The organism is Aliidiomarina soli, from assembly GCF_003986975.1.
Taxonomy (GTDB): domain Bacteria; phylum Pseudomonadota; class Gammaproteobacteria; order Enterobacterales; family Alteromonadaceae; genus Aliidiomarina; species Aliidiomarina soli.
Genome location: NZ_PIPO01000004.1, coordinates 1 through 15,755, shown reverse-complemented (window position 1 = coordinate 15,755; position 15,755 = coordinate 1). Strand labels below are relative to the sequence as shown.

The window sequence follows — 15,755 nt, the reverse complement described above, 5'->3', positions numbered from 1 at the left end:
TATAGTGTACGGCCCGTATACTGTATATGCAACCAGCACTCAGCGTTACAGAAAATCAGATAACAGCGGCAAATGCGCAATTGTGACCGTGGGCAACCAGGTCAGGCGCGGGTCAAAACGGCCACTCTGGTTCAGCCACACAGTTTGCGCACCAAAGCGGGCCGCGCCCTGCACGTCACTCACCGGATGGTCGCCGATATGCAGCAGTTCAGCTGGGTTAAAGCCCAGTTTCTGCTGTGCGGCGCGAAACATATCCGTGGTTGGTTTACCGCGTAAATGCTCACTCGGTTGCCATGCCTGGGTAAAGTACTCGCCAATGCCGATTTTACTGATATCGGCGTTGCCGTTGGAAATAGCCAGCAGCGGGAAGCGTGCGGCTAAGGCGTCCAACAGATGATGCACATCATCCGCGACGTCCACCTGGTTTCGATGTTGAAGAAAGTGAAGCATGGCGTCTTCAGCACCGCGCGTGGCCAGATCAGCTGCCAGGCCGTGTTGTTCCAGCCCATGGCGCAATGTAGCCTGGCGTAACGCGGTCATATTGGTTGCCAGCATGGCATCAGCCGCCGCCAGTTTGTCACGCAGCGCGCGCCAGTCCTGCAGGCCGAAGGCCGCCGTTTGCGGGAACTGCTGATGAAGGTATTCAAGCAGTGCCTGTTCAGCCTGCTGCATCACCGGGAGGTTGTCGTACAGAGTGTCATCAAGATCAAAGCTGATCACTTTGACCGGTCGTAAGCGACGGTGAAATTGGATCATGGTTTCTTCTTTGCTCGTGGGTGAGCGTTGTCATAGACACCAGCCAGATGCTGGAAATCGAGATGGGTATAGACCTGAGTCGTGGATAAATTGGCGTGCCCTAAAAGCTCCTGCACCGCTCGCAGATCGCCACTCGACTCCAGCATATGCGAGGCGAAACTGTGGCGCAGTTTATGTGGATGCAGGTTATCGCTGATGCCCCGACGCAAGGCCCATTGTTTCAATCGCAACTGCACCGAACGGACCGATAGCCGCCGTCCGCGCTGGCTTAAAAACAGTGCCTCTGGTTCTGTTTGCGGCCAATTTTTGCGTGTCGCTATCCATAGCTTTAACCACAACCCGGCTTCAGCACCATAAGGTACTATCCGGGTCTTGCCACCTTTCCCGGTTACTCTGAGTTCATGGGTAGCAAGCCGCCCGGTAGGGATATCTGAGAGGTTGAGACTAACCAGCTCCGACACACGCAAGCCGGCACTGTATATCAATTCAAACATACTGCGGTCACGAACACCGAGTTCGTCGTCTGGCTCCTCATCAAGCAGATGAGCCACCCCATCGACATCCATGTTTTTCGGTAAACGCCGACCTTGCTTCGGTGCCTGCACCAGTTTAGCCGGGTTGTGTTGCAGTTCACCACGTTCGCCTAGATAATCGCAAAAGCTGCGCAACGCGGCCAGACGCTGATGAATAGAAGGAATACCGATCTCCTGGCGACGCCAGCTCACCACCAGGCCCTCAATGGCACGGGCGGTTAATTCGGACCACTGTTGCAGTCCCTGCGAAGCAAGCGCCTGAGTAATGACCCCTAACTGGCGGCGATACTGAGTGAGCGTATGCGTCGCATAGCCGCGACTACCCTGTAGGTAGTCGATAAACCGGTCGACCAATCGTTCAAGCTCGATGGACTCAGCCATAGGGGCTTCCGCTACTCTGGTGTGGTAACCAGTCCAGGTAAAACGACACTTAACAGCGCCTGTAACTGGCTGATTAATAGGTAATCCATATTGGGTTCAAAATGCGACGGGTCATGACTGCCAAGCGCCAGCAAGCCGACTTTAGGATCACGCCCCAACAGCATCAAGGCCACGGACTGCACCGGCTTACCCGGGAATAGTAAATTCAGTTCATCCTGAGTAAGGCGGCCAAAATAGACCGGCTCATCGACAAAGCGTTTGCTTAGTAATTGCTTGTGCGTGTCGGCGCTGAAACGGTAACGATCCGGCACTCGGTGGTCGTCAATGAAGAACTTTAAGGTTAACTCAGGCAAGCTTAATTCATTGATAAAAGTGTCATGCAACGCCGCGGACACTTCAGTCAACGACTGACAGCGTAGCAGCCTTGTATACAACGCACTGTAACCTCGGAAAATATGTTCATTACGCCGGGCGTTGCTCATTAAGTCAGTAATTTCTTCCTGCAACAGTTCAATCTGGTCGCGCAGCAAACGCTGTTGACGCTCGATCAGTGACACTGTCCCCTGCTGTTCATGGGGTAGCTTCATCGATGCAATCAATTCCGGATTGCGAGCGAAGAACTCTGGGTTTTCTTTAAGGTATTCTGCGATCGCCTGGTCATCCAGGCGCAGTTCACTTTCGCTGACTAACATCTCGGCTTTGCTCATAATACCATTTGTCCATCAAATACATGGGTCGCCGACCCGGTCATCATTACGCTTTGCCCTGCTTGCCAGGTTATCTGTAGTGGTCCACCTGGTAGCTGAATCGTGGCAGTCGCATCCAGTTTATCTTGCATCATTGCCCAAACGGCGGCGGCGCATGCACCACTACCACAGGCTTGTGTTTCGCCGACACCGCGCTCAAAGACACGCAAGCGTGCATTCTGGCGGTCTATAACCTGTAAAAAGCCAATATTGGCACCTTCCGCAAAACGTTCATGCTGGGTCAGCAACTGGCCAACCTCGTTCACTGGCGCTTGCTCGATATCATCAACCAGCATCACACAATGGGGGTTACCCATACTTAATACACCGCAAAGGAAGGTTTGTTCCGCTGCTCTTAAAATATAGGTGGTCTCACTTTTATTCGCCCGGAACGGAATCTGCGCAGGGTCGAACACGGGTTGTCCCATATCCACTTCCACCTGCCCATCGCTTAACAGGCTAATACTGATCACACCTTTCTTCGTGCTGACGCGAAAACGGTTCTTATTGGACAACCCTTTATGGCGGATAAAGCGCCCAAAACAGCGCGCGCCATTGCCGCATTGCTGAACTTCCGAGCCATCCGCATTAAAAATTCGATAGTGGAAATCTACGTCAGGATCATACGGCGCCTCGACCATCAGCAGTTGATCAAAGCCCACTCCACGGTGACGATCAGCAAGCATGGCAATTTGGTCGTTGTTCAGAAAGACATTCTGAGTCACATTGTCAATGACCATAAAGTCATTGCCAAGCCCATGCATCTTCGAAAAGTGAATCAACATTTAAAGTCCGCCAGTCGTTCGTGTTGCCACAGCTGTTCCAGCTCCTCTCGCTCGCGGATGAGATAAGCGGCATCGCCGTCGACCATGACTTCAGCGGGTCGTACCCGGGTATTGTAGTTTGAACTCATAGCAAAACCATAGGCGCCAGCACCAAAAACCGCCAGTACATCACCTTCTTCGGCGGCCAGTGCTCGTCCCTGCGCTAAAAAATCGCCGGTTTCACATACCGGCCCGACCACGTCGACCGGCTTGGTAATAAGTGGCTTACCCTGCACGGTATTCTCAACTCGATGATAGGCCTGATACAGCGAAGGACGCAACATGTCATTCATACCTGCATCAACAATCACAAAGTCTTTTTTCTGACTGGCTTTAATGTACTCAACCCGGGTCAACAGAATGCCTGCATTGGCGACAATGGCGCGACCGGGCTCAAGGTACAAGGCCAACTGAGGATAATCTGCAAGCTTAGCAAGCATCGCCTGGATGTAGTCACCGACTGCCGGAGGCTGTTCATCCTCGTACTGCACGCCTAAACCACCGCCCATGTCGAGATGAGTAATATCAATACCCTGGGCGGCCAGTTCGTCAATCAACCTCAGCATACGGTCCATGGCATCAAGGAACGGAGTCAACTCAGTCAGTTGCGAACCGATATGGCAGTCCACACCGACCACCTGCAGACCCGGCAACTGATTCGCCTTGCTAAAAGCGGCCAGAGCATCCCGCATCGGAATACCAAATTTATTCGCTTCAAGACCGGTCGCAATGTAGGGGTGAGTGCGGGCGTCTACGTCAGGATTAACACGCAATGAGATCCGCGCCTGCTGTTTACGCTGCTGCGCAATCGCACTGATACGTTCAAGTTCGGCTAAGGATTCGACATTGAACTGGAGGATGCCGACCTCTAATGCGTACTCGATTTCAGCTTTCGATTTCGCTACCCCGGAAAAAACAATGCTGTCTGCGCGGCCACCGGCTTTTAAAACGCGAGCGATCTCACCGCCTGAAACTACATCGAAACCCGCCCCTTTTAACGCCAGTAATTGCAGGATCGCCAGGTTGCTGTTCGCCTTTACCGCATAGCAGGTGCGATGTGGGGCCGGCAGGTGTTGATTAAAGGCATCCCAGTTTTGCTCGATCGCAGCGCGGGAATATACATACAGCGGCGTGCCGAAACGCTCGGCCAGACTGGAAGCCGTCACGTTTTCTGCATAGAGATGAGTCGCCTGGAACGTAAATGCTTGAAAACTCTGATTAGCCATTATTACTCACTGATTGCTGGGACTGCGCATTCTGATCGGCGTCATCGCGTTGTTGCTCAATATCTGTGGTTTCAGGTTCCGGTGGAATATAAAGCGGCCCTTTTTGTCCACAGCCAGCAAGGACCGAAACAACGGAAACAACAGTTACCAGGTGGAAGATGCGTTTTATCATAGCTCGCGTTACACTTAAGACGGCAAAGGACCTATAATCGCATTCAAAGGGGCATTTGTCACCCGACTCCAGGGGTTTTCGTGTGGCTATTCACGCGGCTATTCAATGACAGCCAGGCAAGTTAAAGTGGTACTCATGGTGGCTGCCCAATACAAGGACTTAGATGATGCTAAACAAACTCGCGACAATTTCACTTTCTTTACTTTTCCTGTTCCAGTTTTCTGTTGTGACGGCTTCCGAAACCAACCACGTCACTCTTAATGAACAATATGTTGAACGCGCTGTACTAACCACTGCAGTAGAAAATCGCGAACCCGTTGATGACCTCGGCAGCAGTTACACTCACAGCGGTGAAGAGTTCGACCGTCTGGCTTTTTTCACCCATATGGTTAATCACGATGGTCGCGGTATTACTCACCGCTGGTACCGCAATGGCGAACTGGATGCTGAAATTGAGCTTGCCGTCGGCAGTAACAGCTGGCGCACCTATTCCACTAAACAGATCAGTCATCTGGAAGAAGGCGACTGGACCGTGCGTGTGGTCAATGACGGTGGTGATGAATTGGTAGAGTATAACTTCCAGGTGCAGCGCTAATCGTGCTGCCTCATTCTTTAAGTAGTAGAGCAGGTTCATGAGCAAAAACGATAAACTGGTCATTGCAACACGCAAAAGCGCGCTTGCCTTATGGCAGGCAGAACATATTAAGGCACGTCTGGAAGCGCTACATCCGGGGTTGCAGGTGGAGTTGTTGCCAATGAGCACGCGCGGCGACGTTATTCTGGACACCCCGCTGGCGAAAATCGGAGGCAAAGGACTGTTTGTCAAAGAACTTGAAGTTGCCATGATCGAAGGCCGTGCTGACCTGGCCGTCCACTCAATGAAAGACCTGCCGGTTGAGTTCCCACCTGGTCTTGAGCTGTTCACTATTTGTGAACGTGAAGAGCCCAGCGACGCCTTTGTTTCGAATCAGTACGACAATTTACAGCAGATGCCAGAGGGGGCCGTGGTCGGCACCTGCAGCCTGCGCCGCCGCTGCCAGATCGCAGCACGGTTTCCGCATCTGCGGATTAGAGATTTACGGGGCAATGTGCAAACCCGTTTACGCAAGCTCGATGAAGGTGAGTTCGATGCCATTATCCTGGCGACGTCGGGACTGGTTCGGCTCGAGCTTGGTGAGCGGATCCGCATGCGCTTACCCGCAGAGGAGTCATTGCCGGCCAATGGTCAGGGTGCCTTAGGTATTGAATGTCGCAGTGACGATAATCGCGTCAAGGCTTACCTGAAACCGCTGGAACACGAGATCACCCGTATTTGTGTGCTCGCAGAACGGGCCATGAACCGACGTCTGGAAGGAGGCTGCCAGGTTCCTATCGGAGCCTTTGCTGAACTGCACGGCGACGAAATTTATTTGCGCGGCCTGGTCGGCCGCCCTGACGGAAGTGAAATTGTTCGTGGTGAGATCCGCGGCAATAAAGCTGACGCTGAAGACTTAGGCACCGCGCTTGCCGATGACCTGCTGTCCCGTGGTGCTGGTGTAATTTTACGCGACGTCTACGAAAGTAACGAGGCCTGAGCTATGACCACCGGTGTTCTGTTAATCCGACCGCATGATCAGGCCAATGCGCTTGAGCAAACTCTGTCCAGCGAAGGCTATCAGGTGTTTCGTCATGCGGTGATTGAAACTCAACAGATCACCTTATCCGACGAGGTATTGGCGCAGCTTGCTGATACCTATGACGGCATTGTCGTGGTCAGCCCGACGGCCGTTGGTTTTCTCGATCAGCAGCTTAGCGGGCACAAACTTACCTGGCCAAAAGGCCGTTATTACTGTGTCGGCAGTGGCACCGCTGAGCGTCTCGTTGCCGCTACTCATCAAGCGGTCACCTACCCGGCGCCCGAGCATACCGGCGAGTCACTACTCGCCCTCGACGAATTAGGTAAACTGGATCACCAGCACTGGTTATTTGTTACCGGTAAAGACGGTCGTACCCTGATTGCCGATACACTGCGCCAGCGAGGTGCCAGTGTTGAGACGCTGGAGGTCTACCAGCGCAGCCCGTTGCATCCGAATATCTCGACGAAACTTCCAGAGTGGCAGCAACAGGTGGATATCGCCGTGGTCACCAGCGTGCAGCAACTGGATTTATTTTTTGCCGATCTCATTGATGACGGGCTGCAATGGGCGCGCAGTATAAACTGGGTCGTTTCCAGTCAGCGCCTGCACGATGCGTTGACCCAGCAAGGGGTCAAGACCACACATGTACATAAGGCCCAGAATGCCACCACGAACGCATTGGTGACGACCATTCAAGACCTGCAAACTAAAGAGACTAAAACCGTGACCAGTCAATCTTCTGACCGCACCGAACATTCTGCCAAGCCGACTGAGCCGGCTCCCCGTAGTCGCTTTTACCTCTTATTCAGCCTCATCCTGTTAGTGTGCGTCGTCATACTCGCGGGAGGAAACTACTGGGTATGGACGCAGCAGCAGAGTTATCGGGCGCAGACCAACGCTCAGTTACAAACGCTGAATGAGCGGATTGAATCGTCAGCCCGGGCGCAGGAAAGACTGGAAGGCGATCTTTTCCGGGGCCTGCAAAGTAGTCTCGATGAACGCATGAGCCGATTGCAACAGGAGCGCGAACGAGAGGCGAACCAACGACGGGAAGAACAGGCGGAAGAACGCCAGGCGATGCATGACGAATTTTCCCAGCAACGCAATGAATTAGAGCGGCTGCAAGAGGATTTAGATAGTTCAGGCATGCGCATGTCGCAGGACCTTTACCTGGTTGAAGCACGGGACCTGGTCATGGCCGCAGGCCGAACGCTGTGGCTGGATATGGACCGGCCAACCGCGATTCGTTTACTGCAACGAGCCGACGAATTATTGCGCGACGCGGATGAGCGGAGTTTGATTCCGCTGCGCCAGCAATTGCAGGCAGACATTGATTTGCTCGACAACATCGAAGAACCCAATCTGGAAGAACTTGCTATTCGCTTAAGCTCGATGCGCCGTCAGATCCATGACCTGCCATTCAATCAGCAACAATCGCAACTGGATCAACCTGCAGAGACCAACAATGATATCAGTGGAGACTTCTCGGAATGGCGCAACAACCTTGCCAAAGCCTGGGACTCCTTCACCGACGACTTCATTCGCGTTCAGCGCACTGATGAACTGCCAGCAATGCAGCTTGGTCATGAGCAGCGGAGCTTACTGGTAAGCCAGTTGCAACTGCAATTGCAGTTAGCCCAGCAGGCATTGATGCAACGGCAAACGGTTAATTACCGTGAAGCATTACGCCAGACAGCAGACTGGATAGAGCGCTATTTCGATATCGAAAGCCAACGAGTGCAAGAGTTAGCCACTGAATTACGGCAACTGAGTGAGCACGATTTAGAACCTGACTACCCGACACGGTTACTTTCTGAAGCAATGCTTAAAGATGCAGTAGATGACCGACTTGAAGGAGCAAACTAGTGGTTAAAGCCCTGATCTTGCTCCTTATAGTTCTAGCCGGGTTCATCGCTGGGCCGTTATTTTCCGGGCAAACCGGTTATGTGCTTATTGTGATGGCCGGGTATCAGATAGAAACCAGCGTCGTGGTGCTGGTTTTGTTAATCCTTGCGGCGGTGCTACTCATCTGGCTGCTAGATTGGTTAATTAAAAAGATAGTCCGCAGCACCCGGCGCGGCTCCCGCTGGGCAAGCCAGCGTCGTGAGCGTAAAGCCCACGAGCAGTTCACTCAGGCGCTGCAGCAACTAACAGCGGGTGACTACGAGCAGGCGCAGAAACATGCCGAACGTGCAGCCAGTCTGCTTAAAGAACCACATGATGCTCTATTGCTTGCAGCCACCTCAGCACGGTTACTGAAAGATGACGACACTGAACGTCGCTTGCTTGAACAAGCCAGCGACAAAGCAAATCCGCTTCTGGCACTGCAGATCCAGCATGCCGCCAGCTCTGCACCCGATGCTGGTGTTACTGCGTTTAAACGCTTACTTTCAGAACATCCCGGCCATACCGGGGTAACACGTGCGGCGGCCGCGTTTTATCTGCGTCATAATCGCCATGAGTTACTTTTCGAACTATTGCCCGCCTTAGAAAACGACCGGGCACTGCTCTCGACTTTATTATCTGAGTATCAAAGAAAAGCGGTGATCGGCTATTTCACTGCTGCCTCCTCCAGTCCTGATTTACAACAGCGTTGGCGCGCGCTACACAAAAAATCCCGCCAGCGTGCATTAGTTCGCCTGGCCTATGCCGCGGTACTCGACCAGCGAGGAGAGCAAAGCGCAAGCCAGAGCGTATTAATAAAAGGTCTGCAAAAGCAGTACCTGACGCCTGCAGAGCTACTATACTCACCCTTTACACATACTTGGCAGACAGCCAGTGACCTGACTGGCTATATTGAAGCGTATATAAAAGGGGCGCCACAAGATGCGGATGCCATCGCGTTACTCGGAGTGTTGTATCTGCAGCAAGGTGACTCAGAACCTGCCCAGCGAGCACTCAGAACGGCGCTAAGTCTGCATAGTACGCCCTACTACTATCGACTGCTTGGCGATGCCTACCTCGCTTCAGGGCACAGTGAAAAGGCAGTGGAGGCGTATAAAGAGGCGCAGTCGTATAAACTCTGAATAAGGTAATGACATGAAACTGTGGTGGCTTTCACTCGGGACAATTTGTTTGATGGTACTGTCCCTGCAAGTCACAGCGCAGGACGAAGATGAAGCAGAGCCCCAACTCCAGGTTGTCATTGAGGGGGTCAGTGGACAATTGCTAACCAATGTCCGCAACCGTCTTTCTATTTACGCCTATCACAATCAGGCTGCACCAGGCCCGGGGCGGGTGCGCTACCTTCACCGCAGAGCTGAACAGGAAATCCGTCGCGCCCTGGCACCGGCCGGCTATTATCGCAGCAACGTCGATAGCGAACTGCAACGCCATGACGAAGGATGGCGAGCAACCTACCGTATCGAAACAGGTGAAGCGATGCCGATCCGTGAGGTCGATATCCGCCTCATTGGCGATGCTCAGGACGACGCCGCCTTTTCCCGCCTTCTGAGCGACCTTCCGATTCAACCCGGCCAAAGCATTCACCATCGCAACTACGAGAATGCGAAAAGTCGGCTACGGTCCCTGGCGGCAGACCGCGGCTACCGCAATGCCAGTTTCGAACAAAGCGAGCTGCGCCTCGATATGGGCGACTATGCAGCAGATGTTATCCTTCACTTTGACTCGGGACCGCGTCATCGTTTTGGCCGGGTCACTTTCAGTGAATCACAACTTGACGAAGAAATTTTACAGCGCTTTGTGCAGTTCGAAGAAGGCGAGCACATTACCTCCGAGGAACTGGTCGAGCTGCAAATGGGCCTCGCCGACAGTAATTATTTCAGCCGGGTGCAAATTCAGCCGCTTTGGGACGAAACAAGCGAAGACTATCAGGTTCCCATTGATATCACCCTGGAGCCAAATAAGCGCACTCATTATCGTGCTGGTATTGGCTACGGCACCGATACGGGGGCTCGCATTAGCTTTGAACAAAATCGACGCTGGGTAAACCGCCGCGGGCATCGTTTTAATACCCAGTTCCAAATTTCCGAATTGGTTTCTGCGGTCGGTACGAACTACATTATTCCGGGTGCTCAACCGCAGACCGATCAGTATATTGTCCGTGCCGCGTGGAGTGACGAAGACACCTCAACCACCCGTTCCGAATTAATTAACGTGGGGGTAAGCTGGCAGCATCAACTCGATCGCACCCAGCGTACCATCAGTCTGGACTGGCAAGATGAGAGAGATGAGCTTTCCGGAGAGCGCCGCGATACCCAGTTCTTAATCCCGGGCATTCAGTGGGATCGCGTACACACACCGAACCGACTCGATGTGCAAGAGGGCTTTCGTACCTCACTTGGCTTACGTGGCGCCACCGAAGAAGTGCTCTCCAGTACCAATTTCTTCCAGGTTTCCCTGGGAGGAAAGCTGGTGGTTCCCTTTATGGACCGTTTTCGCTTACTCACCCGCGCTGATCTTGGCACCACTGTTTCTTCTGATTTTTCGCGTATCCCCACCTCTCTGCGTTTTTATGCAGGCGGTGACTCAAGCATTCGTGGCTATGGCTATCGTGAAGTAGGTCCACGCGATGACGAAGGATTCATGCGCGGTGGACGTCATTTGATCGTCACCAGCCTCGAAGCCGATTATGAATTTAAGCCAAACTGGCGGGTCGCTGCGTTTTGGGACGCAGGTAAAGCCTTCAACGATATTTCGACCGCCTTCCGCCACGGCGCAGGTTTTGGGGTACGCTGGCAAAGTCCGGTGGGGCCCATTCGTATCGATCTAGCTCATGGTTTCAGTCCGGAAGGCAGCAATGTGCGCTTACACCTTACTTTAGGGCCGGACTTATGAAGCCTGCCATTAAACGTACGCTGCATTACACCGGTGTTGGGCTGCTTGTATTAGTCTCGCTACTGATCAGCCTTGTGGTCGCTATTCTGCTGTTACTGGGGACTGAAACCGGTACCCGGGCAACCTTCAGCCTGGCCAGTAAACTGGCACCAGGCACGCTTGAAGTCGAACACCTTGATGGCCATCTGCTCGGCGAACTCAACCTGAGGCAGGTTCGTTATCAGCAAGGTGAACTCGAACTGGATATTTCCGATGTACATTTGGAATGGAGGCCGACTCAGCTAGGTAAGCGCTTACTACATGTTGAGTCATTTGAATTCAGCGCCATGCAATTAAAGTTGCCGCCGAGCGAGGAAACAGAAGACAGCTCTCAAGAGCCTTTTCAACCGCCCGATATTAATCTGCCGGTAAATATCCAGCTCGAGCATGTGGCACTTCGTAACATCAGGATTCACAGTAACGGCAGCACGCAGCAGGTGGATACCATTGAACTACGAGCACAAAGCCTGGGCAGCCAACAGCACATCGAGTACCTCAAGATTGAAGCGCCACAGGGAATGGTCACTCTTTACGGGGAAGTCGATACACGAGGACGCTACCCCTTTGATCTGAACGCCGAGGCGACCCTTGATCTGGGCGATACCGGTGAACTGACTCTGGTCGCTGAAGCGAATGGAGATCTGGACCAAGTGAAGCTTACCACCACGACTGAAGGTATCGCCGATAGTGAACTGACTGCAGAGCTAAGCAACTATCTGCAAGCAGAAGGGTTACGCTGGCAAGCCAACCTCCACCTGACCCAGTTATCCCTTGCCGCGACGGACGATGTAATCAACGACCTTGACGTGAGCATTGCTGGAGAGGGTAACCTTGAGCAACTCGATATTGAAGTATCAGGTTGGTTAGATAGTGTGACCCAGGGTCGTGTCGACCTCGATGGACTGTTCACCTATGCCGATCAAAGGCTCGACATTGACCACTTTAAAGCAGAAGTGGACAGCAACGATGGAGAGTTCAACCTGAGTGGATTTGCCCAACTCGGCGAGCAGCTGGAGGTTGATATTCAGGGTGAAGTAGAGTTTCTTGGCTTTACGTTATCTGAGTTCTCCCTTCAGGCTGAAGGCGATCAACAAGGGGCGTCACAGTTAAGTGTCAGTGCTGCAACGGGTCAGGGCGAAATAGCGATCGACGGCAGTTTTCTGTGGCAACCGGATTTACGTTGGGACCTGGCAGTTCGCGTTGATAATTTGGAGTTAGAAGGTTTAACTGACCAAGTGACCGGGAACCTTAATACCCATATCACTACCCAAGGACGCTACACAGACACCCTGCAGGTGTTTGCCTCCATTGAAAGCCTGAGTGGTACCCTCGATTCCTCCGAGGTTAGTGGCCGTGGCGAAATTGAAATCGACGGTGACCGCATCCAGGCCAACGACTTTGAATTGCAGCTCGGCGATGCCTTACTACAAGCCGATGGTCGTTACGGTCCGGACGATCTGACACTAAGCTGGACCCTGCAAGTGCCCAACATCGAAAGTCTGTATTCTCAAGCTCAGGGACAATTGCAGTCCAGCGGCCGCTTAAGTGGTGATCCCGGCGCCCCTGTTCTACACGTCGAAGTTAACGGCGCTGACCTCGCCTACGGCGACTACGCAATAGGCACTGTTGAGCTGAATCTTGACCTGAATACAGATTTTGAAAATTTACCAACAGGTTCACTGCAGGTCTCTAATGTAGCCATTGCCGAACACCAGATTGAACAGGTTAATTTAACCCTACAGCAAAGCTCCAACCAACCACATCAGGTTGCGCTCGACGTCGAATACGACCAGCTAACGATGCGCACACAGCTGCAGGGTCGCTGGTCTCGGGAGCAGTTTACCTGGCAAGGTGAACTGCAGGAACTGGAGCTTCGTTATCCTGAACTTGGTCGATGGCGTCTGACGCAACCGGCTCCGTTGCATCTGTCAGAGCGGGCCGTAGAACTGGGCCAAAGCTGTATTTTAATAGCATCCCGAGAGTCTGAAATATGTCTTCAGGCGGAGTGGCAACGAGACTCGAACAACACGACTTTGCAAGTGGCCGCCGAAAACGTACCCTATCAGATGTTCGCGCCCTGGTTTCCTGAGGATTTCAATATTCTGGGTGAATTCAGCCTGTTCGCCGACCTCGGTCTGCAAGACGACCAGCTACAAAGTGACGTTCGTCTATCCATTTCCGATTCATCCGTCCAGATCCCTACTCAAGACCTCCGCGTTGACCTCGATGGAGGCGAAGTGCTGCGTATTCAGGGTGGCCAGGAGCAGCTTGAGGTTTACGTTCAGCTGCTTTCAGAGCAACTCGAAGGCGGTGTGGAAGCGGAATTCGATATCTTCGACGTGCTAACGCCTGACCGCGAGTTCGAGGGCTACGTTGGCATCGACGTACAACGTTTAACCTTAATTTCCGCAGTAGTTCCAGAGGTTCAGAACATTTCTGGCAACCTCAACGGACGTCTCGATTTTTCAGGAACTATAAATGATTTAAATGTCGGTGGCGGACTAGAGCTACGCGATGGACATGCGGAGATCCCTGCTACCGGTCTCGATTTACGCAATCTGAATATGAGCGTAGAAGCGCCCAGTGCTGCCCAGGAACCGTTTCAGTTCACTGGCTCAGTAGATGCAGGGGAAGGGCAAGTCAGCATTGAAGGGAGCTATAATTTACAGCAACAACGCGCGCAGGTAAGTGTGCAAGGCGATGCGTTTCCCGCGTTGAACACCCGCGATCTTAAGGTCACCATTGCACCTCAACTCGAAATCGAATATACGCCTGAGCTTATACGTCTGCGAGGATCAGTAGATGTACCTAGCGCCCGAATTACCCCTCCCGATTTTGAAACGGTCGATTCCATCTCATCAGATACGGTTTTTATCGGACGCGACGGCACTGAATATGACATGGATGCCACCGCAGTACCGCTCGATATGGATCTTACCGTTCGCCTGGGAGATGACGTTCAGGTTAGTGCCTATGGCTTTGAAGGCCGACTTACCGGTCAGCTAAGAATCATTGAACAACCTGGCCAGGAAACATCTGCTGTGGGTAATATCGACGTTGCCACGGGTGAATATGAAATCTATGGACAGAACCTCAATATAGAACGGGGCCGACTTATTTTCACCGGCGGGCCGGTCGCCAACCCTGGACTCGATCTGCGCGTAGAACGTCGTATCGAAATGGACAGTGTTACCGCTGGTGCAAGGGTAGGCGGGACATTACAGAACCCGACATTCAACTTATTTAGTTCGCCAAACATGCAGGACAGTGCCATTCTGTCCTACCTTTTATTTGGCCGGGGACCAGGACAAAGCGACACCGGTGAAGCGAATATGCTGGCCCGGGCTACTCTTGCTTTAGGTATGAGCGGCGGTAACCGACTCGGTGAGCGACTAACTAACACCTTGGGTGTTGATGAGATCAGTCTGGATGCAGGCGATACCTTTGAATCAACCTCACTCTATATTGGCAAACAAATTTCATCTCGTTTGTATATCAAGTACGGGGTAGGCTTGGTCGAACCGGTCAGTACATTCTTCATTATGTATCGGTTAACAGACAACCTTAACTTCGAATCGCACACTGGTAACGAACGAAGCGGTGCTGATTTCTTCTATTCGATTGAGCGTAACTAATAATAAAAAAACCCCTCATCAGGAGGGGTTTTTATTTACTCTGAATTCAGCTTCAGTCTGCAACGCCAATGACACCGCAGCTAAGGCGGCTACCAGCATCCCCTGTTGGCTGACTTTCAAAGTCATCAGCCTGAGCGTGAACAATGACACCCCGACCAAGAATACTGTGCGGGCCATCCATTTGCAGACGATCGTCAATAAACTCAACATGGGCTTCGCCATTTTCGTTTGCCTCTAAATTGCCGAGGTCGCCAACATGGCGTTCATCGTGGTCACGACCCCCATGGCGAGTGGACTCCGGATTAAAATGACCACCTGCAGAGGTACCATCCGGAGCACTGCAGTCGCCGTACTGGTGAATATGGAAGCCATGCTGCTGGTTAGGTTGTAACCCTTCAATGTGCGCGGTAACCGCTATACCGTCGCCAGTTCGGCGAAACGTCACCATGCCTGTTACGTCGTTTCCTTCTGTTGCTACCATCGCGGTGGTGTACTCTTCAATGCCCGCCTGATGTAGGACATCGGCGGTACCGCTTTCACCACATGCACTCAGCATCAACGCTGGTATAACACCCAATATTAGTTTCTTCATGGTCTGACTCCCTTAAGGAAAATATTAACTACATGAATAGGTTAGCATAGATTGGGGGGTTGCGGGGGAGGGTGGTGCTTGGATTGGCTGTCGGTGCGTGGATGGGTGCTCGGTTTGGGGATGGGCAGACCAGGCGCGGGGCTTGAATCTTGAATGGGGGCAGTATGGTTGGTACGTCAACTCGCCGGGGACCCATTCAAGATTCAAGCCCCGCGCCTGCTTTAGTGCTACGCAAACGAAAAAACCCCAGCCGGTTGGCTGGGGTTTCTTTCGTTTGGATGCCTGGCGGTGTCCTACTCTCACATGGGGAGGCCCCACACTACCATCGGCGCTGACATGTTTCACTACTGAGTTCGGAATGGATTCAGGTGGTTCCACGTCGCTATGGCCGCCAGACAAATTTGGTTCAACTTCAACAAGCTGTTGCAACTTCAACGT

At 52.6% G+C, this 15,755-nt stretch carries 13 protein-coding genes and 1 rRNA gene; 6 read left to right on the top strand and 8 right to left on the bottom strand.

Features of this window, described 5'->3' with window-relative positions; genetic code table 11:
- Window positions 1-45: 45 nt before the first annotated feature.
- Genes CWE14_RS09245 through lptM form a run of 6 tightly spaced genes read right to left on the bottom strand, consistent with a single transcriptional unit; the run spans window position 46 to window position 4,638 of the window.
- Window positions 46-756 carry an HAD-IA family hydrolase gene (locus CWE14_RS09245; protein ID WP_126799125.1) on the bottom strand — a complete coding sequence of 237 codons (711 nt, stop codon included), beginning with the start codon at window positions 754-756 and terminating at the stop codon, window positions 46-48.
- Entirely contained in the window at window positions 753-1,670 is a 918-nt protein-coding gene (locus CWE14_RS09240) for a tyrosine recombinase XerC (RefSeq protein ID WP_126799124.1), read from the bottom strand. The genes CWE14_RS09245 and CWE14_RS09240 overlap by 4 nt, the downstream gene beginning before the upstream one ends.
- Before the next feature lie 11 nt (window positions 1,671-1,681).
- Window positions 1,682-2,377 carry a DUF484 family protein gene (locus CWE14_RS09235; RefSeq protein ID WP_241972366.1) on the bottom strand — a complete coding sequence of 232 codons (696 nt, stop codon included), beginning with the start codon at window positions 2,375-2,377 and terminating at the stop codon, window positions 1,682-1,684.
- Window positions 2,374-3,201, bottom strand: coding sequence for a diaminopimelate epimerase (gene dapF / locus CWE14_RS09230; RefSeq protein WP_126799123.1), 828 nt, complete (start codon window positions 3,199-3,201; stop codon window positions 2,374-2,376). Before dapF ends, CWE14_RS09235 begins: the two co-directional genes overlap by 4 nt.
- Window positions 3,195-4,466, bottom strand: coding sequence for a diaminopimelate decarboxylase (lysA, locus tag CWE14_RS09225; protein ID WP_126799122.1), 1,272 nt, complete (start codon window positions 4,464-4,466; stop codon window positions 3,195-3,197). Before lysA ends, dapF begins: the two co-directional genes overlap by 7 nt.
- Window positions 4,459-4,638, bottom strand: coding sequence for an LPS translocon maturation chaperone LptM (gene lptM / locus CWE14_RS09220; protein WP_126799121.1), 180 nt, complete (start codon window positions 4,636-4,638; stop codon window positions 4,459-4,461). Before lptM ends, lysA begins: the two co-directional genes overlap by 8 nt.
- 163 nt (window positions 4,639-4,801) lie before the next feature.
- On the opposite strand from lptM, the gene CWE14_RS09215 reads away from it, so the two are divergent.
- From CWE14_RS09215 to CWE14_RS09190, 6 genes are read left to right on the top strand one after another with little or no spacing between them, the layout of a single operon-like run.
- Window positions 4,802-5,233, top strand: a complete 432-nt coding sequence (locus CWE14_RS09215) for a DUF2914 domain-containing protein (protein WP_126799120.1) — start codon at window positions 4,802-4,804, stop codon at window positions 5,231-5,233.
- A gap of 37 nt (window positions 5,234-5,270) precedes the next feature.
- The gene (hemC, locus tag CWE14_RS09210) at window positions 5,271-6,212 is read left to right on the top strand and encodes a hydroxymethylbilane synthase (RefSeq protein ID WP_126799119.1); all 942 of its coding nucleotides are present in this window, start codon (window positions 5,271-5,273) and stop codon (window positions 6,210-6,212) included.
- Window positions 6,213-6,215: 3 nt separating this feature from the next.
- Window positions 6,216-8,120 (top strand): uroporphyrinogen-III C-methyltransferase, encoded by a 1,905-nt coding sequence (locus CWE14_RS09205; RefSeq protein WP_126799118.1) that lies wholly within the window; start codon window positions 6,216-6,218, stop codon window positions 8,118-8,120.
- Window positions 8,120-9,280 (top strand): heme biosynthesis HemY N-terminal domain-containing protein, encoded by a 1,161-nt coding sequence (locus tag CWE14_RS09200; RefSeq protein ID WP_126799117.1) that lies wholly within the window; start codon window positions 8,120-8,122, stop codon window positions 9,278-9,280. The genes CWE14_RS09205 and CWE14_RS09200 overlap by 1 nt, the downstream gene beginning before the upstream one ends.
- Window positions 9,281-9,293: 13 nt before the next feature.
- On the top strand, window positions 9,294-11,051 hold the full coding sequence (locus CWE14_RS09195; protein WP_126799116.1) for an autotransporter assembly complex protein TamA: 1,758 nt from the start codon (window positions 9,294-9,296) through the stop codon (window positions 11,049-11,051).
- On the top strand, window positions 11,048-14,725 hold the full coding sequence (locus CWE14_RS09190) for a translocation/assembly module TamB domain-containing protein (protein ID WP_126799115.1): 3,678 nt from the start codon (window positions 11,048-11,050) through the stop codon (window positions 14,723-14,725). Before CWE14_RS09195 ends, CWE14_RS09190 begins: the two co-directional genes overlap by 4 nt.
- Window positions 14,726-14,777: 52 nt before the next feature.
- Here CWE14_RS09190 and CWE14_RS09185 read toward each other — a convergent pair whose 3' ends face one another.
- Window positions 14,778-15,317, bottom strand: a complete 540-nt coding sequence (locus CWE14_RS09185; protein WP_126799114.1) for a superoxide dismutase family protein — start codon at window positions 15,315-15,317, stop codon at window positions 14,778-14,780.
- A gap of 280 nt (window positions 15,318-15,597) precedes the next feature.
- Window positions 15,598-15,713 (bottom strand): 5S ribosomal RNA (gene rrf / locus CWE14_RS09180).
- Window positions 15,714-15,755 lie beyond the last annotated feature (42 nt).